This is a genomic window from Pseudomonas sp. MF6767, from assembly GCF_016405475.1.
GTDB lineage: Bacteria > Pseudomonadota > Gammaproteobacteria > Pseudomonadales > Pseudomonadaceae > Aquipseudomonas > Aquipseudomonas paracarnis.
The window spans coordinates 122,209-141,946 of record NZ_JAEKCY010000010.1 but is presented as its reverse complement, the minus strand read 5'-3'; the positions used below and the strand labels follow the sequence as shown (position 1 = coordinate 141,946).

The following is a 19,738-nucleotide window of genomic DNA, read 5'->3' as shown; positions in this document are numbered from 1 at the left end:
AAACACAATTCTCGACAGCAACACCGTCCAAATGTGGGAGCTGTCGAACTCCAGCGAGGCTGCGATGGCGGCGGCACAGGCAACCTCTTCATCGCCTGAACCACCGCTATCGCAGCCTCGCTAAAGCTCGACAGCTCCCACAGGAGATCGGCGGTCTATGTGGAATATCGGTTTGCAGGGCCATCGCGCCAAACACGACTCTCGACAATAACACCGCCCAAATGTGGGAGCTGTCGAGCCCCAGCGAGGCTGCGATGGCGGCGGCACAGGCAAAATCTTCAGCGCCTGAACTACCGCTTTCGCAGCCTCGCTGAAGCTCGACAGCTCCCACAGGGGATGGAGGACTGACTAACCCAGGCTGATCGACTTCCACGCTGCTTCAGCCAGCAGTTCGCGGTATTCAAATGGGTTCTTTTTGACCTTCGCCGACAACCACGCACGCGAATAACTTTCCGCCGCGCCAATGATCAGCGAAGGGATCAGCTCGGCAGGCAAGTGACTGAAATGCTCCTTGCGCCCTTCCCCGCTCATCCACTCCTTCAACTGTTGGTTGCGCTGTTTATTGCGTGCAAGCAGCTCGTCCTTGAACGGGCCGCTGGAGACGGCAAAACGGCTTTGGAACACGAACCGCGCCCAGTCCGGCTGTGCGGTCACCCATTCAACGTAGCTGTACACCAGCCCGACGACGCCTGCGTGGGCGGTGTCCGCTGCTTGCAGATAGTGGTCACGCAGACTGGCCTGGTCCTCCAGCGCCGCAAAGAACAGCGCAGCGACCAACCCTTCTTTATTGCCGAAGTGGTGATAGATAGCGCCCACGCTGGTGTCGCAGCGCGCGCGAATGGTTTCGATAGAGGTCGCCTCGATGCCCACCTCGTTAAAACACGCCAGTGCTTCGCGCAGGATGATGCGCTTGAGGTCGCTGCGCCTGCCGGGGAAGGTGCGCTCGATGAGATCGATGGAGTGCATGGAGGAACGCCAAATCAAAACAGTTTATAGGCTGAACGACCGGCAGAGAAAGCTCAGGTTGACAGTCGTGGAATCAACAGAATATTGTTCCGTTACAGAATATTATTCTGTAAATGACCCTTGAGGATATTCCGATGAGCCAAGCCCTGAGCATGTTCAATAGCGTAGGCCCCGCCGCATTCAGCAACCTGGCGTGCCAAATGGCACCCTACTTCAGCACCATCACTCCCGAGATCGCGGAGCTCAAACCCAACCATGCGGTGGTCACCGTGCCGTTTCGCAAGGAAATCACCAATCACCTGGCCTCGGTGCATGCCATCGCACTGTGCAACGCCGCCGAACTGGCCGGCGGCATGATGACCGACGCGTCGATCCCCGCAGGCGCACGCTGGATTCCCAAAGGCATGACTGTGGAATATCTGGCCAAGGCGAAAACCGATATCCGCGCTGTTGCCGATGGCAGCGCTATCGATTGGCAAACCGCCGGAGACAAGATCGTGCCGGTGGAGATCTTCGATGCGGGCGGCGTCAAGGTCTTCACCGCCCACATCACCATGAATGTGAAGCTCGCTTAGACACAATCGTTCAACAGACTCCAGGTGCGCCGTCTGCCGGCGGCGTGTCCCGTACATTCGTTAAATCAAGAATGACCGTAAACCGTTGCTGCTCGCGGATCACCTCAATCTGCCAGCCCAGCTTTGCGCACAACTGCCGCATCAACTGCAACCCAAGCCCATACCCAAAATCATCGGACTCCTGCCGCGGCTTGACCTCACTGATGTAATTGGCAATCACCAGCCGGGGGTATTTGAAACTGATATCTACCGTGCCCTCTTCCGCGTATTGCAGCGCATTGCGCAGGAAGTTGCCGATCACGATACGGCACGCCGTAGGGGGCAGCCGGCAAGGTTCGTTGTGGATGTCGATGCTTAGCTCAATATCCCGGTGACCGATCAGGTAGCGGTGCCTTTCAATCAGTTCGCCAACTACTTCGCTCAGATTAACGTCTTCCTCGGGCAACGACTCTGGACGTTCGCGGCTCATCCACAGCAATGTCTCGGCGATGAGCTGCATATTGAGCACCGAGCGTTCTACGCGCTGCAACGAGGGTGGTAGCACACCACCCGATTGCAGGGCCAACAATTCGATATTGGCCTTGAGCACCGCCAGCGGCGTGCGCAGTTCATGGCTGGTGTAGCGCAACAGACGGCCTTCTCGCTGGCTGGCGGCCTGCACTTGTTCAACACTTTTGGCCAGGGCATCGGCCAACATATTGAACTCCTTGAAGTTGAAACCCGGCCGCTCGCTGGCCAGGGCGTCAGGATTGTTCAGGGTGCTGGACCATTGGATCAGACGTCCCAGCGGACGCACCAACCACCACACCAACAGCGCGATGATAATCAGCGCCGGCACGAATACGGCCAGGCTGATGAGCTGGACGCTTTCCAGTACCTGGTCAAAGTAGGCGTCGGACAATGGCGTCTCCACCTCTCCCCCTACTTCCTTATCGTGGTCGATGTCATACATGTAGAGGGTTTTGCCGTCGCCCAGAGGTTGTTCGAGAACGATATGGAACGGCGCCTCGTCGTCATCGGAATAGAGATCGCCGAAGATATTCACCGCACCAAAGGACAGGCTCGGCGGTGCATTCAGCAACTCGCGCACGTCCTGCGGCAACGCCTCCTTGCCGATGACGCTGGTGTAGTAGTAATTGTGCGGCGTCGGCGTGGTCGGGTCCTGTTTGTAATGCCGGAGAAAATACAGGGCTTCCTCCTCCATCATCGCGCTGGCGGTGTAGAACAGGCCGCGCACGGTGAATTCAGGTAGCAGCCTGCTATAGATCACCAGCACCACCGCAATCAGACACAGGAAACTGCCGCTGATTACCCACTTCAGGCTCAGGCCGCTACGCATGGGCCTTTACCTGGATGCCGACACCCGCCAGGGTATGGATCAATGGCCGGCCAAAAGGTTTGTCTACCGTCTTGCGCAGCCGATGCATATGCACTTTGAGCGTATTACTGTCGGGCGGCTCATCGCCCCAGATTTTGCTTTCCAACCGCTCCCTGGGAACAGGCTCGGGGCTGGCGCGCATCAAGTGCTCCAGCAAGGCCCAGCAAATGGGTGACAGATGCAGCTCCTGCCCTGCCCGGCTGACTTTGCGGGTGGTCAGCTCCATGACCAAGTCGTCCACTTGCAGGCGGCTGGTCTGGCCGCTGCGCCGCAGGCTCAAGGCGCGAATCCGCGCCACCAGCTCGGCAAGCTCGAACGGCTTGACCAGATAGTCGTCGGCTCCCGCAGCAAAACTGGCGAGCTTGTCGGGCAACGCATCCAGCGAGGTCAGCATCAGGATGGGGGTCTGGATGCCTTGCTGGCGTAACCCTGCGCACAACTGCTGGCCGTTCAGTCGCGGCAGCATGATGTCCAGCAGAATGACGTCATAATGCTGGTTGAGCGCCAGGTTGAGCCCGGCCTGGCCATTGCTGGCGTGATCGCAGACGATACCGCTGATCTCCAGGTACTCGATGACAGTAGTGGCCAAGTCCAGGTTGTCCTCGACCAGCAGCAGATGAATATGCACGGAAAAACCCTCGGGCAGATGGTGCTCAGCGGTGTGAAGGATAGCGGAAGTCAGGCTGTTTCCTGCGATGTTTACCTGGTGTTAACCCCGCGCTGCTTAGGCTAAGGCTCTTCTTATCCAGAGCTCGTCACCGTCATGAACCTGTATTCGATGATCAAAGGGGTGCTGTTAGCCGTGATTTTCCTCGCCCTGATGGTGGGCATCCTTCCACAGCAAACTCAGTTGGTACGCATGGGAGGCAGTGGCTGGTTTCTGATTGGCCAGAATGTTGAGCAGACAGGGTCGTGTCATGTCACCCGTGCGTCGTGATGAGCTGGGCGCCAGCTATGCCAGCCAGTTGGTCGCCTGCGTGGTGCTGGTTATTGGTGTGGCGGTTTCGATGGGTGTCTATATCGCTCGCTTGAATGCGCACCTCGATGAGCAACGCAACCTGACCTCGGTGTATCTGCCCGACTGCCCTGACGGCCGTGGTGGTTTTATGGTCTATCCCGATGACAGGCGCAGTGGTGACGAGTGCTACACCGCGCAGGAAGATGAGTCGATGGATGTCGATGAGCTGCAGCGGCTATCAGGCTGGAGCCTTGCGCAACGGTTCGACTCCATCCCGCCAGCGGCTCAATCACCGCGCACGTTTTAGATGCACAGCCTTTATGCTTACCCAGTGCAGGCGCCGGGCCGCTCTAAAGCCGCTGCGCTGGAGGCAGACTTGCTGCCAGGCCAGGTCGCCAACGGCGAGCTGCGCAGCGCACCAGAACACCCTCTCAACGTTTCACGCCTGAACATGCCGCCGCGTTGATCACTGTCATTGCCAGTTGAAACACATACTGCCAATACTCCACCACACCATTCATCAGCCCCGCTGGCGAGTACACTCGACAGCAATGCCCACCAGGACAACCCTGCTGGGCAGGTTGCTGCTGATTATCATGGAAACTTGAGAAGGACACTCAAATGGTACGTGCCGTTACTATCCTCACCGAGAATTTTTCTGACTGGGAGCCCGCGCTGATCAATTCCACGGGCCGTGCCTACTATGGCTTCGAGACTTGTTTTGCCGCTCCCGGTGGCAAGCAAGTGACATCATCCGGTGGCATGACCATCATTCCCGACCTGGCCATCGAGGCCATTCGGCTGGACGATGTCGACTTGCTGATTGTGCCGGGAGGCCCGATCTGGAGAACAGACAACGCCCCCGCCATCGAGGCGCTGGTCCGTGAGGCTCACGCCAGGAACATCGTCGTGGCGGGAATCTGTGACGGTACCCGCGTACTGGCCAAGGCTGGAGTGCTGGATCACTTGCAGCACACCTCCAACTCCGCTGACAACCTCAAGCAGGTGCATTATCGCGGAGCAGATTATTACCAAGACGTACCGTACGCCGTTGCCGACCAGGGAGTGGTCACGGCTCCTGGCAGCGCGCCGGTCAGTTTCATGGCGCAAATTCTCGACACCTTGGGTTTGAAAGACAAGAAGCTGGATGCCTACCTGGCCATGCATGCGGCTGAACATATTCACGGCTGAACCCTTTCGCTTTTTCTCTCCCCTCTCCTCGGCGCTGCGGCCTGTTACCGGGCCGTAGCGCGCTTCACCGTTGAACCGCTCCTCCAATACCCAAAGCGGCAGAACCGATGCTGAACCTGATTGAGTGGTGGATATGTCTGAACATGCCGCCTGACGAGGTCAACAAAATCGCCCGGTTCCGCGAACTCAATGATGCTCAAAAAGCGCTGATGCTTTCAGCTCGTAAGAAGTCAGGGAAATTCACGGAGGGGTCCTGGGACTCTCAACAGCAACTGAATGCTGATAGCCGCCTCCTCACCGATGACGCGTATCGACATCGACCTCAACCGACATGCCCGGGCGCAGCGAAGACTCGAAAGGCTGGTCCGGATCAACAGATATGCGCACCCCGATACGCTGCGGTACCTTGACGAAATTGCCCGTTGCATTGTCCGGCTTGAGCACCGCGAATTCCGAGCCCGTCGCTGGTGAGAGCCGCTCGACATGCCCCTTTAGCGTCGCACCTCCTAACGCATCAATCCTGAGCGTCGCGGTCTGCCCGGGCGCAATAGCCTTAGTCTGCGCCTCCTTGTAGTTCGCGACTATCCAGCGATCAGCGGGCACTACCGACATCAATTGGGTCCCGTGGGTCACGAATTGGCCCAACCGCACGCCCACTTCTCCGAGCACGCCGTCCTCCGGCGCCTGGATGACCGTGTGATTAAGATCAATCTGAGCCGCACGCAGTTTTGCCTGTGCCACCCGCACCTGGGCTTCCAGACCTTCACGGCCGACATCCACGGTACGCAACTCCTCCCGAGCAATCGACTCTTGCGCACCCGCCTGCTGTACCTCGGCCTGGGCTTGACTGAAATCGGCTCGTGCCTGGTCGCGCTCGCGCGTAGAAATGGCGCCATCCATGACCAACGCGTTTGCGCGCTGCATGTCAGCGCGGGCACGCAATAAGCGCGCCTGCGCACCGGCCATAGCTGCAACTTGACTCTCGATGCCCGCCATGCGAGCAGCGTGCGCCTGCTGGTTGTTGGAGAGGTCGGCATTGGCGACGCCAAGATTGGCCGTCGCCTCATCTACCTGCGCCTGATAGACCTCATCGTCAATACGCACAAGGACCTCGCCTCGCTTGACCTGCGCGAAATCTTGCCCGGCCACCTGGACGATATAGCCGCTGACCTGAGGGGCAATCACCGTGGTTCTCCCCCTCACATAGGCGTTATCTGTCTGTTGCAGACCTGCGTCAAAAGGCGGCAACTTCCAGATGTACAGGACGATCGTAATAACGCCAATCGCAGCCACCACCATGATGATGCCTTGCAAACGGCCACGGGGCGGGGGCGACCAATGAGAAGCAGTGTGTTCAACATCCGATGGAGCAGTCATGGAATCAGTCATTTACGTTCTCAGGCTCGCGACGGATGCGCGAGAGGAAAAAAGCCGACATCTGCAGATAAAACACATACATCGCGGTGCCAAAAGCCAGCACTGACACGATGCGAAAGACGTCATTGAATGCCAGTACGCTAGCCTGTTGCTGCAACGCTTGTCCTAGCAGCTTGCTGCCCTGTTTCTGACGCTGTTCCGGGTCGGCTATATGACTCGAAAGCAACGCCTCGCCAATGCCGAGGCGCGCTACGACAAGAGGATTGGTGATCGGCGTACTGTCCGCCAGGCTAGCGATATGGGACTGGGTTCTGATGAACTCGTAGCTGCCCATTACAGCCGACCCTGCCAGGCTACCGATACTCTGGCTCGCCCCGTACAGGACCACGAGCGTGATCATGTACTGAGGTCCCTTCGCGAACAGTTTGAGAAAGCCAAAGATCAAGGCAGGCCCGATGAACAGCGTCGCACCGAACCCAATCAAACACTGGCTCAGGTACAGTTGCGGCGCACGCGTGAGGCTGGTGGATTGCGAGTCCAGATACGCTCCCGTTGCGATAAACAACGCCGCGACCATGACCTGCCAGGGGATACGTTTGGGCGACAACGTCAGGCAAGCGACGACGATCCCCATCAGCATCGACACCAGTACGCACGCAAACAGGACACGCAACTGATCGTTATTGAGCCCGCCCATTGATAGCAAACCTACCGAGCCGAAAGTCTGCTCGGCCAGCGATAGCCGAACCAGCAGCGCAATCGCAACAAAACGCATCAAGTCGAAACTGCCCAGCCATTCCAATTGCAACAGCGGCTGACGCCGACGTCGTTCAATGAACACCACCGTCACCAGCAACGAGATAGCCGCCACCAGCATCCAGCCGAGAAAGGGCGCGTCGGTCCACCAATAGCTCCGGCCGAGGCCAAGCACACCGGCAAACAGCAGGAAGGATGAAACCAGCAATACAATCACCACTGCGTCCGAGGCAGAAAACACGCTGGCCCTATCACTGCGTGGCAAAGGCACCGCCAACGTCACACCCAACACCGCCATACCAATGCCCAGATTCAACAAGTGCAGCCCCAGCCAATGTTCCGAGGCGAGAAATTCCACGGGAATCATGCGCGCCACCGGCGATCCTATCTGGGTAAGCCCTACGCTGATAATCAGGGCCATCGGCTGGGCCGATGGGGCTAGGGCCTGCATCAGATAATAGGTACTCAAGGCGATCAACGTCGCGCACATCAAGCCGTTGATCGCCGTGGCAATGACCGCAGTTGTCAGAGTGGGCCACAGTAACTGCAGCACGCAGGCAGCGATGTAGGTACCGACAATGCTTGCCGTAACCAAAGGGATTCCGAACTGCATCCGGGCCTTGACCAAGGTCAGGTTGGCGCTGGCATTGATCGCCAAAAAAACTGCCACCAACCATGAGACCTGAGCCGTGTACTCGCCAATAGAGCCAGAGATTACGCCTAGATTGCTCGCCACCAGGCCGTTGCACAGCGTCGTGCAGGTTCCGAGGAATAAGCCTACGACAAAATAGATGGCACGCCTGGCCGGCGACAGCTTGGGCTTATAAGGACTGCCCGCCATCGCCGGTTTCTCGTCAGCTTTGAACACGTATTCAGCGCTGGCCATGTGCAGGTAACGCCTTCTTTTGCTGTCGCTGCAGACGCTTCACGGTTGGGATGTCGGCAGGCTGAAGGCCATTACATAGTCACCGGTGTCGGGAGAATGCGCTGCCCCGCCTACGGAAATGACAACGTACTGTTTGCCCGTCGTCGGCGAGACGTAGGAGATCGGCGTGGCGCTGGCGCCGACCGGTAATTCATGTTCCCAGACGAGTTTGCCACTTTGCCCGTCGTATGCCCGGATGTAGTAGTCCTGATAACCGGCAAAGAATACGAGGCCGCCAGCCGTGGTCATCGTTCCTGCATAAGTTGGCATGCCCATGGGCATGGGCAGGTGTGATGCGATACCCAGTGGCCCCAATTGCTCTGTGGTGCCAGCCGGCACTTGCCAGGCCACCTTGTGCGTATTCAGATCGACCGCCGTGACGGTCCCATAGGGTGGCTGGTTGCACGGAACCCCTAGGGATGACATCCAGATATAGATGGCTTGACCGTAAGGTGTTTTCAACTGCGGTGACGGCCCATGTCCACTCACCTCGATCTGGTGGTTTTTTGTCCAAGTATTGAATTCATCACGAGGCATCAGCCAAAAGATGTTCGGCACCCGGATATCGTTCATGTAAGCCAGATGATTAACGGGGTCGTAGGAGACGCTACCCCAGTTGAATCCTCCGATATTGCCGGGCTGATCCAGCGCCTTGGTCAGACCGATCGGCGTGAAGTCCCCCTCGTAGCGCAGTTGCTTGAACATGATGCGGCACATGAGTTGGTCGAACATGGTTGCCCCCCACATCTTCTTCTCGGTGAGGTGTTCGGCACCGATAGTCGGCATCCCTACCGAATAAGGCTGTGTAGGCGAAAGCTTTTCTTCAGGTACCGCACCGGCCGTAGGCACGGGCTTTTCGACGACGTCCGCAATCGGCTCCCCGGTGGCACGATTTAGCAGGAAAAGCTGGCCACGCTTGGTGGTTTGCAATACCCCGGGGATGGTTCCGCCTTGGCCGTCAGGCAAATCGACCAGCGCGGGTTGAGAAGGCAAGTCGTAGTCCCAGATGTCGTGATGGACGGTCTGGAATTTCCATTTCGGGCGACCCGTCATGATATCGAGGGCGACGAGAGAAGAGTTGTATTCATCCGAGTGCGGTGGACGCTCCATGCCGAAAAAGTCCGGCGTGGCATTTCCCAGCGGCGCATAGATAAGACCCAACTGGTCGTCATAGGCAGCGGCGGTCCACATGTTGGGCGTGCCGGGCGTGTAGGTCTGCCCCGCCGGTGGCAAGCCGGTTATGTCCGGGTTGCCCAGGTCCCACGCCCATGCCAGTGCGCCGGTGCGGGCATCAAAGGCGCGGATCACGCCTGACGGCTCACCGCGACTGTAGTTATCAACTACCCAGCCACTGATAATAATGTAGTCGCGCGCCACCAGCGGCGCGGAGGTCTGAAAGTAGAACCCAGGCTTAACGTCGCCCATTCCCTGCTTCAGGTCGACGACGCCGTCGCTGCCAAAACCTGGGCACTGCTTGCCGGTCTTGGAATCTAGTTCGATCAGGCGCGCATCGATGGTGGAATTGACGATTCGTTCCGCACAGACGCCATCAGCCGGCGCCTCCTTGAGCTTGTAGTAACCCAGGCCGCGGCAACGGTTCCAGATAGGAGATGCACTATGGGTATCGAATTTCCAACGTTCTACCCCCGTATCTGCATCGATGGCAGCAATGCGATCATCGGGTGTGCAAGTGAACAACGTATCTTCAATTTGCAATGGGGTGTTCGAATCCACGGCGCCCTTGTCCAACTGGATCTTCGCGCCGGTACGATAGGTCCAGGCCACTTTCAGGTCCTGAACGTTGTCACGGTTGATCTGCGTAAAGGGCGCGTAGCGCGTACCCGCAGTGGTTCGGCCATATGCGGACCAATTTGAAGGCGTGGTGTTTGTGGCTGCTGCAGTAAAAGGTGTGCCCGAGACAGGCGAGACGACACCATGTGGAGTAAAGGCAAACCCAAAGAACACAGCCGTCCCTAATAACGCTAGTACACCCAGGCCGCGTATCCGACGCCGGGAGTCCGCAGGCGACCAAGTGGATAACAGGAGCAAGCCGATGCTCGCCAACGCTGCCGGTACGAGCAGGCGTGGAAACAGCGCCCAATAGAACGTGCCTGACTCCCAGAGCGCCCATGGAACACTCAGCACGGCAACCGCTACCAGCAGCCATACTCCACAAACTTGCCTACGCCAAAGCATGACGCCAGCGCTCAGATAGGCCCATCCGGCCAGCACGTAATAAAACGATCCGCCAAGGGTTAAGAGGTAAGCTCCACCTAACAATAGCCCCAGCCCCATCAAGGCAACTAGGCTGGCAAAAATACGATTTATCGAGGTCACAGTTGAACTCCTATACGCTAAATGGCTCTCAGACTTGGTGATGATAGTGTTAGTCTATTAATTTTAGCCATGCCATATGGAGCAACTATACATTGCATAAAAGCAACGCCATGTGGAGCGAATACCACACCTTCCTCGTTGCCGCGCAAACATTGAACTTCAGCCGTGCGGCTGAACGGCTTGGGCAGAACACTTCAAGCATCAGTCGCGCCGTGACCCGGCTGGAGGAGCACCTGGGTCTGCGCTTGTTCAATCGGATGCCCTCTATGCGATTGACGGACCCGGGCGAGCGGCTCTATAGCGAAATCGCGCCCTTGTTCGAAGGCCTTCAAGAGGTCGAAAGCGCGATCAAGTCGGATGATGGAAAAATTAGAGGACGCATCCGGGTCGTCGGATCGCCCGAGGTTGTGCACTGGTTTATCAACCCGGCTATCGCTCGAATGCTGGAAGAACAGCACGAAATTCATTTTGAAGTGGAGGCCAGCACACGCGTGCCAAACCCCATTGAAGAGCCAGTGGATGTCTACTTCAGTCATCGCCGCGCCGAAGTGATTAACAAGTCGCTGGTTGCTCGGCCAATCTGTTCAATGCCACAAGGGTTATTCGCTTCTCCCCTGTTACTGGCCGGCAGGAAACCTCCGCGTGTACCGGACGATCTCCTGCAATGGCCCTGCCTTGGGCGTCAGGGAGAACCCGAGTGGGAGCTGATCGACCCCCAAGGACATAAACACCTGACGCCGGTGCAAGCTATCCTGCTTGCCACACCGAACGATGCGCGCATGGACCTTACTCTGCGCGGACTTGGCATCGCGCAGTTCAATTTGCCCAGCGCCAATGACGCCGTAGAGAGCGGCAAACTGGTACGTGTTTTACCTGGCTATACCCTCCAGAACATGTCGCTGTATGCTTTTCTACTCTCACGACGCTTGATTCCGCAGGCGGTGCAGATCTTTCTGCGCTATACCACGGAAGAGGCAAAAAAATACTTTCCCGATTGAGCCCTGACTTGATATCGGCTCGTTAGGGCAGATGACGTACGACCTTAATAATCTTATAGCCTCCTATTCGTTGCATAACCGAGTAAAAACACTATGGGCAATTACTTTCATCATGTTCTTATTGGACTATTAGCCCTGCTTCCTATGGCCAATCCTCTAACTAGCATCTCCCTTTTACTAGGCCTTGGAGGAAAGCTGCCTACAGTAGAGCGTAACCGGCAAATCCTGAAGGCAAGCTTGTATGTAGCTCTGATTATGTTTGTCAGCTTCTACGGAGGCAGCCTGGTAATGCAGGTATTCGGAATATCTGTTCCCGGCTTGAGAATAGCCGGAGGCCTGATCGTTACCTACATCGGTTTCGCCATGCTTTTTCCAGCAACGACACCTGACGAAACGGAGGTTCAGAAAGATTTCCTTTCAGAGAAAGAGAAATCAACCCCACATTTCCGCGATCTGTCATTTGTACCTTTAGCTCTTCCTGGTGCAGCAGGCCCAGGCACGATAGCGTTGCTTATCAGTTCCGCCTCTACCCTGCAGTCGACCTACCAGACCCTGCCACTCGTCATTCACCTTGCAGCCGCAACCGTATTCATCATTACTGCGCTTATTTTCTGGATAGCTTTACGATGTTCGGGGCGAATCATGAAAGTGCTTGGTGAGTCAGGAATCGATGCAATTTCCCGAGTCGTTGGTTTTCTACTGGTTTGTATGGGCGTTCAGTTCGTTATCAATGGTGGTTTTGAATTAGCGTCTACACCTATGCACTGATCATAGTTTTTCATAATAGTGAATTATTAAAGGCCGTTGATACTTCCGCGGCCACATTCGCTAGCAATTTTATCAAATGCCTGGCTCAGCGCTTCACCTCATTACCGACAGAAGAAAGCGCTCCGCGGAGGCATTTCATTATTAACGATCAGTTGGTAGGTCCCGCCCGGCGCCTCACGCATTAGCGTATAGAACAAGGACAGTGACGGCTGGGATCGAGATCGATCAGTAAGGTCCAATGACACGCGTCGGCGCAGAACGCGCCTAGATTGGCGCCAACCGCGGTTTTCCCCGGCCCGCCTTTGGTTGAAACGACTGCAGCGACTTTCATTGGCCTTACCTCTGAATCGAAGGATTAGAGATGGCGTCATGCTAAGCGTCTGGATTGCTGGGTCAAATCCCAAGCAAAAAAAAGCCTGTATTTCTACAGGCTTTTCTCTATCTGGCTCCACGACCTGGACTCGAACCAGGGACCCAATGATTAACAGTCATTTGCTCTACCAACTGAGCTATCGCGGAATGCGCCGTATGTTACTGATTAAAAAGAAGAAGTCAAGCGTCCTCAGAAATTTTCCGCAAATCGTCCCCCTGCTCGCTTGAATACGGCGGTTCCTTGGCCAAATCCAGCCAGGCCCTTGCCGCCGGCGGCAAGTGGGCGCTCGCGCGCCAGGCCAGGGCGATGTGCCAATCGGTATGAGGCTCGTCCAGGGGGATCAAGGCGATGCCGGGATGTTGGTGTTTGTGCGCCAGCATCCTAGGCAGGAAGGCGACGCCCAGCCCGGCGGTGACCAGGTCGACGATAAAGTCTATTTGCCCACTGCGGGCGGTGACTTTGGGTGTCACGCCTTTGCGTTCACAGGCGCTGAGGATCTTGGCATTGAGGGCAAAGCCGGCCTCGAACAGGATGAACGGCGAGTCGGCCAGGTCGGTGAAGTCGATACGCTCGCGCCGGGCCAATGGGTGGCCCATGGGCAACACGGCGATCAACGGCTCGTTGCGCACCGGTTGGTAGTCAAAGCCTTCATCAACCGGCAGCAGCAAGGCGGCGAGGTCCACCTCCCCAGCTTCCAGGCATTCGCGCAGCCTTTTACTGCCGTACTCGGTCAGTTCGATGTCGATGCCCGGGTAACGGCTGCGGTAAGTGGCGAACATCGCCGCAAACAACACGCCGCACCCTACCGGCGGCAGGCCGATGCGCAGCACGCCGCGCTGGAGGCCGCGCAGGTCGTTGATTTCGGCCATCAAGTCGGTGCGTTCGGCGAGCATCACCAAGGCGCGGCGGTAGGCAATTTCGCCAGCGGCGGTGAGTTCATTCCTGTGGCCGAAACGATTGAGCAACGGCATGCCCAGTTCGTCCTCAAGGGTCTTGACCGCTTTGCTGACGGTGGACTGGGTCAGGGCAACCACTTCGGCCGCCTGGGAGAACCCGCCCTGGCGCACCACTTCGACAAACGCACGCAAGGTTCGCAGGTTCATCAGTATTCCTTTAGTGACTGGATGACAGTGATAAAAGTTGTTTTCATCATGGCATAACTTTGCTTAGGGTGTAGCACTTTGCCCAGGGAGACACTGTTGATGATCATCTCGTCCGCTTCCGATTACCGCGCTGCGGCCAAGCGCAAGTTGCCGCGCTTTCTGTTCGATTACATCGACGGCGGTGCCTACGCCGAGCACACACTGCGCGCCAACAGTTCGGACCTGGCCGAGATCAGCCTGCGCCAACGCATCCTGCGCAATGTCGACGACCTGAGCCTCACCACCCAGCTGTTCGGTACCGAACTGGCGATGCCGGTCATCCTTAGCCCGGTCGGCCTGACCGGCATGTATGCGCGACGCGGTGAAGTGCAAGCAGCCAAGGCGGCGGCCAACAAAAACATCCCTTTTTGCCTGTCGACAGTGTCGGTGTGTTCGATTGAGGAAGTGGCCTCGCAAAGCCCGCAGTCGATCTGGTTCCAGCTGTATGTGCTCAAGGATCGCGGCTTCATGCGCAACGCTCTGGAGCGGGCGCAGGCCGCCGGCGTGACCACCCTGGTATTCACGGTGGATATGCCCACACCCGGCGCACGCTACCGCGATGCGCACTCGGGCATGTCTGGCCCCTATGCAGCGCAGCGGCGCATGTTGCAGGCGGTGACCAAGCCGCAGTGGGCCTTCGATGTGGGCTTGATGGGCCGCCCCCACGACCTGGGCAATATTTCCAAATACCTGGGCAAACCCACTCACCTGGAGGACTACATTGGTTGGCTGGCCAACAACTTCGACCCATCCATCAGTTGGAAAGACCTGGAGTGGATCCGCGAGTTCTGGAAAGGCCCGATGATCATCAAGGGCATCCTCGACCCTCAGGATGCCAAGGACGCGGTGAGTTTCGGTGCCGACGGCATCGTGGTCTCCAACCATGGCGGCCGCCAGCTCGACGGGGTGCTGTCCACGGCCAAGGCGTTGCCGCCGATTGCCGAAGCGGTGGGCGATGACTTGACCGTGCTGGTGGACTCCGGCATTCGCTCCGGGCTCGACGTGGTGCGCATGCTCGCCCTGGGCGCCAAGGCGTGCCTGCTGGGGCGCGCCACCGCCTACGCGCTGGCCGCCGAGGGCCAGCATGGGGTAGAGAATCTGCTGGACATCTTCGCCAAGGAAATGCGCGTGGCCATGACCCTGACCGGGGTCACCTCCATCGCGCAAATCGACCGTACCACCCTGGTCTAGTGGTGATGGGTGCGGTGTACTTTGTTCACGAATAACCGAAGCGTTGTTTATTTGCGACAAGCAACTCGCCCCACCGAAACAGTTACGTCAACCGGGCCGGCGGTAACGCTGGCCCAAACCAGCCAAATAACTGGCGCCATGCTTTAACGGAATTTTCTACTTAAAAATTAGTTAATTGATTTATAAGGATTTTTGCCAACTAAATACACTTGGCATGAATCTCGCTCTAGTACTGTTCAAGCAGGTTCGGCGATGACAAGACGTGCGGCAGGGCCATGGGGTTATAACCCAATGAAAAGCGGTTTAAACTGTTTCCAATGTTTTACGGAACTGAAGGATCAGTAAGACGCTTGGCACTCGCCACCCTCATCCCGCCTGTAAGACAGCCCAGTGCTTAGAGGCCACGCGCTTATGAAAACCCCCACCCAGACCAACGCAATTGACTTTGACAGTGCCAAATTGCAACGCCTGGGATTTGGCCAGCCATCCTTGCGCCCACGCCGCCCCGCCACCCTCGCCGAACTTCGCCAGCAACTGAACCAGCAGTTGCAGACCAGCCTGGAGCCGGAGCGCATCCTGGGCCTGTTCTTTCGTGAGGTTCAGCGCCTGGTGCCGCTGGACGCGTTGCAATACCGTCACGCCGCCAGCGACCTGCGCCTGGAGTTTGGCCACCGGGGTCATCACTCCGTCAGCTACACCCTGAGCCATGAAGGCGAACACCTGGGGGAACTGGTCTTTCGTCGCAACCAGCGGTTGCTTGAAGAAGAACTGAGCCAACTCGAACTCCTGCTGGTGACCTTGCTTTATCCGATGCGCAACGCCCTGCTCTACCGCGCCGCCACCCGCAGCGCCCTGCGTGACCCGTTGACCGAAACCGGCAACCGTGTGGCCATGGACCAGACGCTGCAGCGAGAAATCGACATGGCACGCCGGCATTTGCACCCGCTCTCTTTGTTAATGCTGGACATCGACCACTTCAAGAAAATCAACGACACCCATGGGCATGCTGCGGGCGACAGCGTACTGCGCGCCGTAGCCGGGGCGATCAAACGCCAGCTGCGCAACGTGGACATGGTGTTTCGGTTTGGCGGGGAAGAGTTTTTGATCCTGCTCTCCAACACCGGTCGCGATGCCGCGAAAATGGTGGGAGAACGCCTGCGCCAGGCGGCGCAAGCCCAGGACTACTGGGTGGAGGGCACGCGAATCGAACTGACCGTGAGCCTCGGCTGTTCTACGCTGCTGGCGGCCGAGTCGGCTGAAAGCCTGCTGCGCCGTGCCGACAATGCGTTGTATGTAGCCAAACGCGAAGGTCGCAACCGCTTGGCGATGGCGGGATAAAGCCAGTTGTGGCGAGGGAGCTTGCTCCCGCTGGGGCGCGAAGCGGCCCCATTTTTTATTTAAAAAGAATGGGCCTGCTACGCAGTCCAACGGGAGCAAGCTCCCTGGCCACAAATACCATCCGAACCGTTACATCACGCCTCGCTGGCGATGCGCACAGGGCGCTCGCGAACGGCTGGCGCCTTGTCTTTTTCCGCATTCTCTAGACGCATGCAGCTTTCCAGGAACAAGTGCATGTAGTCGTAGCTCTTGCACACCGCTTGGCGCAACTCTTCCTGCAAGGCCTTGCTCGGGTTGGTCCCGGCCAGTGTGCAGATGATTTCCAGGGCTTCCCAAGGGTGGGCATCGTCGTATTGGGCGTGCATCTTCAGCCACTTCATCGCCCGCTTGCGATCTTCCTCAGGGAAGGCGGCAGCATACACACCGGTAGAGCAGACCACGGCGGACCACTCCCCCGTCGCCCCCTCGATCGCGTAGTTGGTGGCGGCAATCGCGACGATCAACGCATCCGCCGAGCTGGTGTGCCAGCACCAATGACTCAGGGCGTGCAACTCGGGCGGCACCTCCTGCGCTTGCAGTTCTTCAAGGCTGACGCCGTGAGCCCGCGCCCAATTGACCCAATAGTCGGCATGGTTGAGCTCCACGCGAATGTTGCGCATCAGCCAACGGCGCGCCATATCCTCCCCAGGATGGCGGGCAAACTTGGTCTTGGTCAGGTTCTGCGCCATGTACAAGGCAAACTGTTCCACCACCGGCCAACCACCAATCAGGTAGTGGCGCATGGTCTTGGCGCTGAGGGCGTTGTCGCGCATGCGCTGGTACAGTTCGTGCTCGACAACCCGACGCTTGCTCTCGCTACAGTCCTGGATCAGTTGCTGCGCCCAGGCGGGGTAACTCGAGGCTTCCATAAGCGGGCCGGTTCTGTTGAATGTGTCGATCACTGTGGGGCTCCTTTTCAAGTGTGATTGTACAGACCAGCAAATGTTTCAGCGGAAAGTGCCGGGCGCCTTGAATAACAGAGGCTGCGGCCGCTCAGGTCGGCACTGCAGGCTATCAAAGGTAAACAATTGCGGGCGTTCAATCAGGTAGCCCTGAGCGTAATCCACACCTATCTCAAGTAAAGCCTGTTCGATCTGGGGTGTTTCAACAAACTCGGCAATCGTGCGCTTACCCATGACGTGGCCGATGTGGTTGATCACCTCGACCATGGCGCGGTTAATCGGGTCGTCCAGCATATCCTTTACGAAACTTCCATCGATCTTCAGGAAGTCTACAGGTAAATGTTTCAAATATGCGAATGAGGACATTCCGGCGCAAAAGTCATCCAGGGAAAAATGGCACCCTAACGCTTTGAGTTCATTAATAAATCGAATCGCACTGCCCAAATTGGCTATAGCGCTCGTTTCAGTTATTTCAAAACAAATCATTTCCGGTGGAATGCTGTAACTATCGAATTTCTGACGTAAAAAACCCAAAAAGTCATCATCGCCAATGGTGATGCCTGACAGATTAATCGCACACATGGCCATGGGTCGGCCCGGACGTTCATGCATGCAGCGGGCGATAATCTTGAATACGTTTTCCACTACCCAACGGTCCAGGGACGTCATCAAACCGTAGCGCTCGGCAGCCGGAATAAAACTGTTGGGTAAAATGATCCGCCCCGCTTCGTCATGCAGGCGCAGGAGAATTTCGATGTGCCCATTGCCAGCGTCGGTAGGGCCCAACGGCGCGATTTCCTGGGCGTAGAGGCAAAAGCGATCTTCCTCCAGGGCGATATGCAGCCGCTGTACCCAGGCCATCTCGCCAAACCGCAGAGACAATTCCGAGTCGTCGACGTGGTAGACCTGCACCCGGTTGCGCCCCTTTTCCTTGGCCATGTAGCACGCCATATCGGCGGCGCGCAGGGAGGTTTCCAGGGTGGTCGGGGTTTGCGAGATATGCACCAGGCCGATGCTGACAGTGGTCATGAAGGGCCGCCCCTTCCACACGAAGTGCAAGCTCTGCACGGTATGGCGCAAGCTCTCGGCAATTTTTTCCGCCACCTGCGCCGGGCAGTTTTCCAGCAGGATGCCAAACTCGTCGCCGCCCAACCGAGCCAGGGTGTCGCCTTCGCGCAGGTCTGATTGCAATAGCGCGCAGATGTGACGCAACAATTCATCGCCCGCCGCGTGGCCACAGGTGTCATTGACCAGCTTGAACTGGTCGAGGTCGAGGAACATCAAGGCATGTCGCCCACTTTGCTGGCGCGCGACCTGTTGCAGCACCTGTTCAAGGCGGAACTCGAACTCGCGACGGTTGGCCAGGCCGGTCAAGGCGTCATGGGTGGCCTGCCAGGAAAGATTGGCGATGTACTGGCGTTCCTGGGTCATGTCGTGCAGCACCAGGACCGCACCGCTGATCTTGCCGGCGCTGCGGATCGGCGCGCCCACCAGGGTGACCGAGACCGTGCTGCCGTCCAGGCGCTGGATCAGCTTGGAATGCTCGCTGCCGCCGCTGAACTGGCCCTTGACGATGTGCTCAATCAGGGTGAATCCGTCGGGCTCGGCGTTTTCATTCAAAAGCTTGAACAACGCCGCCAGCGGCAGGCCCTGGGCCTGCTCCGAGCGCCAGTGGGTCAAGGCTTCAGCGGCAGGGTTCATATAGGCAATGGCCCCGTCGACATCGGTGGTAATCACCCCGTCGCCAATCGACTCCAATGTAATCTGCGCCCGCTCCTTCTCCGCTTGCAGCGCATCGGCAAAGGCATGACGCTGGGCCAGCAGCTTGTGGGTGCGCAGCAGCGCCAACACGATCAGGCCCAAGGCCGTCGCCAGGTTGGTGATCAACAACAGGCGCAGGATCATCCGCGAACCTTCGCCCAGGGCATCGCTGAACGCCTTGGCGGCGGGCGTCACCCCTTCATTGATGGCCGTGATGCGCGCCTTCCAGCTATGGACATCGTCACTGCTGACGTAGCCGGAGGTAATGGCGCCGTGCATCTCCTGGGCCAGCTCATCCAACTGCAGCAGATAGCCGTCGCCCACCGTCCACAGCTCAATGGCTTTTTCCAGGTAGCTGAAATGGCGGAAGTTGAGGTACAGCCAGATCAGGCTGGAAACGTCGTCCGGATGGTTGCCGCCCTTGAGGATACCCAGGCGCGCGGCCTCCATGTCTGGATTGGGACGGTCCAGGGCAATGCGCAATTCATGCCCACCCTGGGGCACGGCAATGGCCTGCTGGTATTTGAGGTAGGTGGCGTCGTTGCGGTTATCGGCGTAGAGGGTCAGGTAGTAGATGGCATCCTTCTGGCCCTTGGACCACAGGCTTTCGCCCGCCACATAGCCCCGCACTGCCGAAAGCACGTAGAGACTGACGCAGCCTAACAATGCCTGGAACAACACGACGGCGATGAAGGGCCAGACAATACCCAACAGGCGTGGCGTTCCGAGAGTCCGCTTTTGCTTCATGAAGTCCCTTACACAT

17 protein-coding genes, 1 tRNA gene and 1 pseudogene are annotated in these 19,738 nt (G+C 57.8%); 8 read left to right on the top strand and 11 right to left on the bottom strand.

The features are described 5' to 3' along the window. Positions 1-348: 348 nt before the first annotated feature. Positions 349-966: a TetR/AcrR family transcriptional regulator gene (locus JFT58_RS17370; protein ID WP_054896303.1), complete on the bottom strand. Its 618-nt coding sequence runs from the start codon at positions 964-966 to the stop codon at positions 349-351. Between the two features lie 134 nt (positions 967-1,100). Between JFT58_RS17370 and JFT58_RS17365 the strand changes: the two genes are divergently transcribed. Further along, positions 1,101-1,541, top strand: a complete 441-nt coding sequence (locus JFT58_RS17365; protein ID WP_003192702.1) for a hotdog fold domain-containing protein — start codon at positions 1,101-1,103, stop codon at positions 1,539-1,541. Between the two features lie 10 nt (positions 1,542-1,551). Here JFT58_RS17365 and JFT58_RS17360 read toward each other — a convergent pair whose 3' ends face one another. Beyond that, positions 1,552-2,880, bottom strand: a complete 1,329-nt coding sequence (locus tag JFT58_RS17360) for a sensor histidine kinase (RefSeq protein WP_054896304.1) — start codon at positions 2,878-2,880, stop codon at positions 1,552-1,554. Beyond that, positions 2,873-3,547: a response regulator transcription factor gene (locus tag JFT58_RS17355; protein WP_034126172.1), complete on the bottom strand. Its 675-nt coding sequence runs from the start codon at positions 3,545-3,547 to the stop codon at positions 2,873-2,875. Before JFT58_RS17355 ends, JFT58_RS17360 begins: the two co-directional genes overlap by 8 nt. A 289-nt stretch (positions 3,548-3,836) precedes the next feature. Between JFT58_RS17355 and JFT58_RS17350 the strand changes: the two genes are divergently transcribed. From JFT58_RS17350 to JFT58_RS17340, 3 genes are all read left to right on the top strand, one after another. Beyond that, positions 3,837-4,184, top strand: a complete 348-nt coding sequence (locus tag JFT58_RS17350) for a hypothetical protein (protein ID WP_054896305.1) — start codon at positions 3,837-3,839, stop codon at positions 4,182-4,184. Beyond that, positions 4,185-4,343, top strand: coding sequence for a hypothetical protein (locus JFT58_RS17345; RefSeq protein ID WP_155290827.1), 159 nt, complete (start codon positions 4,185-4,187; stop codon positions 4,341-4,343). Between the two features lie 155 nt (positions 4,344-4,498). Next, positions 4,499-5,068, top strand: coding sequence for a type 1 glutamine amidotransferase family protein (locus JFT58_RS17340; RefSeq protein ID WP_034126170.1), 570 nt, complete (start codon positions 4,499-4,501; stop codon positions 5,066-5,068). 294 nt (positions 5,069-5,362) lie between these two features. On the opposite strand, the gene JFT58_RS17335 is transcribed toward JFT58_RS17340, so the two are convergent. The 3 genes from JFT58_RS17335 to JFT58_RS17325 are packed head-to-tail and all read right to left on the bottom strand — an operon-like array spanning position 5,363 to position 10,463. Then, complete coding sequence (locus JFT58_RS17335) at positions 5,363-6,457, bottom strand: HlyD family secretion protein (protein ID WP_054896306.1); 1,095 nt, start codon at positions 6,455-6,457, stop codon at positions 5,363-5,365. Then, positions 6,450-8,087, bottom strand: a complete 1,638-nt coding sequence (locus JFT58_RS17330) for a hypothetical protein (RefSeq protein ID WP_054896307.1) — start codon at positions 8,085-8,087, stop codon at positions 6,450-6,452. The genes JFT58_RS17335 and JFT58_RS17330 overlap by 8 nt, the downstream gene beginning before the upstream one ends. A 39-nt stretch (positions 8,088-8,126) precedes the next feature. Next, on the bottom strand, positions 8,127-10,463 hold the full coding sequence (locus JFT58_RS17325) for a membrane-bound PQQ-dependent dehydrogenase, glucose/quinate/shikimate family (RefSeq protein WP_082423363.1): 2,337 nt from the start codon (positions 10,461-10,463) through the stop codon (positions 8,127-8,129). A gap of 92 nt (positions 10,464-10,555) precedes the next feature. On the opposite strand from JFT58_RS17325, the gene JFT58_RS17320 reads away from it, so the two are divergent. Together JFT58_RS17320 and JFT58_RS17315 are read left to right on the top strand one after the other, a co-directional pair. After that, positions 10,556-11,461 carry a LysR family transcriptional regulator gene (locus tag JFT58_RS17320; protein ID WP_034126167.1) on the top strand — a complete coding sequence of 302 codons (906 nt, stop codon included), beginning with the start codon at positions 10,556-10,558 and terminating at the stop codon, positions 11,459-11,461. 93 nt (positions 11,462-11,554) lie between these two features. Beyond that, positions 11,555-12,229: a MarC family NAAT transporter gene (locus JFT58_RS17315; RefSeq protein ID WP_014719246.1), complete on the top strand. Its 675-nt coding sequence runs from the start codon at positions 11,555-11,557 to the stop codon at positions 12,227-12,229. A 134-nt stretch (positions 12,230-12,363) separates the two neighbouring features. Here the strand turns inward: JFT58_RS17315 and JFT58_RS17310 are convergent. From JFT58_RS17310 to JFT58_RS17300, 3 genes and pseudogenes are all read right to left on the bottom strand, one after another. Next, positions 12,364-12,560 (bottom strand): annotated as a pseudogene (locus JFT58_RS17310) (ParA family protein); the annotation flags it as partial. Positions 12,561-12,672: 112 nt separating this feature from the next. Further along, positions 12,673-12,748: transfer RNA gene (locus JFT58_RS17305), tRNA-Asn, on the bottom strand. A 33-nt stretch (positions 12,749-12,781) separates the two neighbouring features. Beyond that, positions 12,782-13,705: a LysR family transcriptional regulator gene (locus JFT58_RS17300; protein ID WP_198834421.1), complete on the bottom strand. Its 924-nt coding sequence runs from the start codon at positions 13,703-13,705 to the stop codon at positions 12,782-12,784. A gap of 99 nt (positions 13,706-13,804) precedes the next feature. Between JFT58_RS17300 and lldD the strand changes: the two genes are divergently transcribed. Both lldD and JFT58_RS17290 read left to right on the top strand, forming a co-directional pair. Further along, a complete protein-coding gene (lldD, locus tag JFT58_RS17295) occupies positions 13,805-14,935 on the top strand; it encodes an FMN-dependent L-lactate dehydrogenase LldD (RefSeq protein WP_034126164.1) in 1,131 nt (376 codons plus the stop codon). Between the two features lie 411 nt (positions 14,936-15,346). Beyond that, positions 15,347-16,273 carry a GGDEF domain-containing protein gene (locus JFT58_RS17290; RefSeq protein WP_054896309.1) on the top strand — a complete coding sequence of 309 codons (927 nt, stop codon included), beginning with the start codon at positions 15,347-15,349 and terminating at the stop codon, positions 16,271-16,273. A gap of 134 nt (positions 16,274-16,407) precedes the next feature. Here JFT58_RS17290 and JFT58_RS17285 read toward each other — a convergent pair whose 3' ends face one another. Together JFT58_RS17285 and JFT58_RS17280 are read right to left on the bottom strand one after the other, a co-directional pair. Next, positions 16,408-17,181, bottom strand: coding sequence for a TenA family transcriptional regulator (locus JFT58_RS17285; protein ID WP_153474739.1), 774 nt, complete (start codon positions 17,179-17,181; stop codon positions 16,408-16,410). 78 nt (positions 17,182-17,259) lie between these two features. Next, positions 17,260-19,722 (bottom strand): EAL domain-containing protein, encoded by a 2,463-nt coding sequence (locus JFT58_RS17280; RefSeq protein ID WP_054896310.1) that lies wholly within the window; start codon positions 19,720-19,722, stop codon positions 17,260-17,262. Between the last annotated feature and the right edge of the window lie 16 nt (positions 19,723-19,738).

Bases quoted from the DNA above. Each gene is read 5' to 3' on its own strand.
- JFT58_RS17370 (WP_054896303.1), bottom strand. From the start codon at position 966: ATGCACTCCATCGATCTCATCGAGCGCACCTTCCCCGGCAGGCGCAGC.
- JFT58_RS17365 (WP_003192702.1), top strand. From the start codon at position 1,101: ATGAGCCAAGCCCTGAGCATGTTCAATAGCGTAGGCCCCGCCGCATTC.
- JFT58_RS17360 (WP_054896304.1), bottom strand. From the start codon at position 2,880: ATGCGTAGCGGCCTGAGCCTGAAGTGGGTAATCAGCGGCAGTTTCCTG.
- JFT58_RS17350 (WP_054896305.1), top strand. From the start codon at position 3,837: ATGTCACCCGTGCGTCGTGATGAGCTGGGCGCCAGCTATGCCAGCCAG.
- JFT58_RS17345 (WP_155290827.1), top strand. From the start codon at position 4,185: ATGCACAGCCTTTATGCTTACCCAGTGCAGGCGCCGGGCCGCTCTAAA.
- JFT58_RS17340 (WP_034126170.1), top strand. From the start codon at position 4,499: ATGGTACGTGCCGTTACTATCCTCACCGAGAATTTTTCTGACTGGGAG.
- JFT58_RS17335 (WP_054896306.1), bottom strand. From the start codon at position 6,457: ATGACTGATTCCATGACTGCTCCATCGGATGTTGAACACACTGCTTCT.
- JFT58_RS17330 (WP_054896307.1), bottom strand. From the start codon at position 8,087: ATGGCCAGCGCTGAATACGTGTTCAAAGCTGACGAGAAACCGGCGATG.
- JFT58_RS17315 (WP_014719246.1), top strand. From the start codon at position 11,555: ATGGGCAATTACTTTCATCATGTTCTTATTGGACTATTAGCCCTGCTT.
- JFT58_RS17300 (WP_198834421.1), bottom strand. From the start codon at position 13,705: ATGAACCTGCGAACCTTGCGTGCGTTTGTCGAAGTGGTGCGCCAGGGC.
- lldD (WP_034126164.1), top strand. From the start codon at position 13,805: ATGATCATCTCGTCCGCTTCCGATTACCGCGCTGCGGCCAAGCGCAAG.
- JFT58_RS17290 (WP_054896309.1), top strand. From the start codon at position 15,347: ATGAAAACCCCCACCCAGACCAACGCAATTGACTTTGACAGTGCCAAA.
- JFT58_RS17285 (WP_153474739.1), bottom strand. From the start codon at position 17,181: ATGGAAGCCTCGAGTTACCCCGCCTGGGCGCAGCAACTGATCCAGGAC.
- JFT58_RS17280 (WP_054896310.1), bottom strand. From the start codon at position 19,722: ATGAAGCAAAAGCGGACTCTCGGAACGCCACGCCTGTTGGGTATTGTC.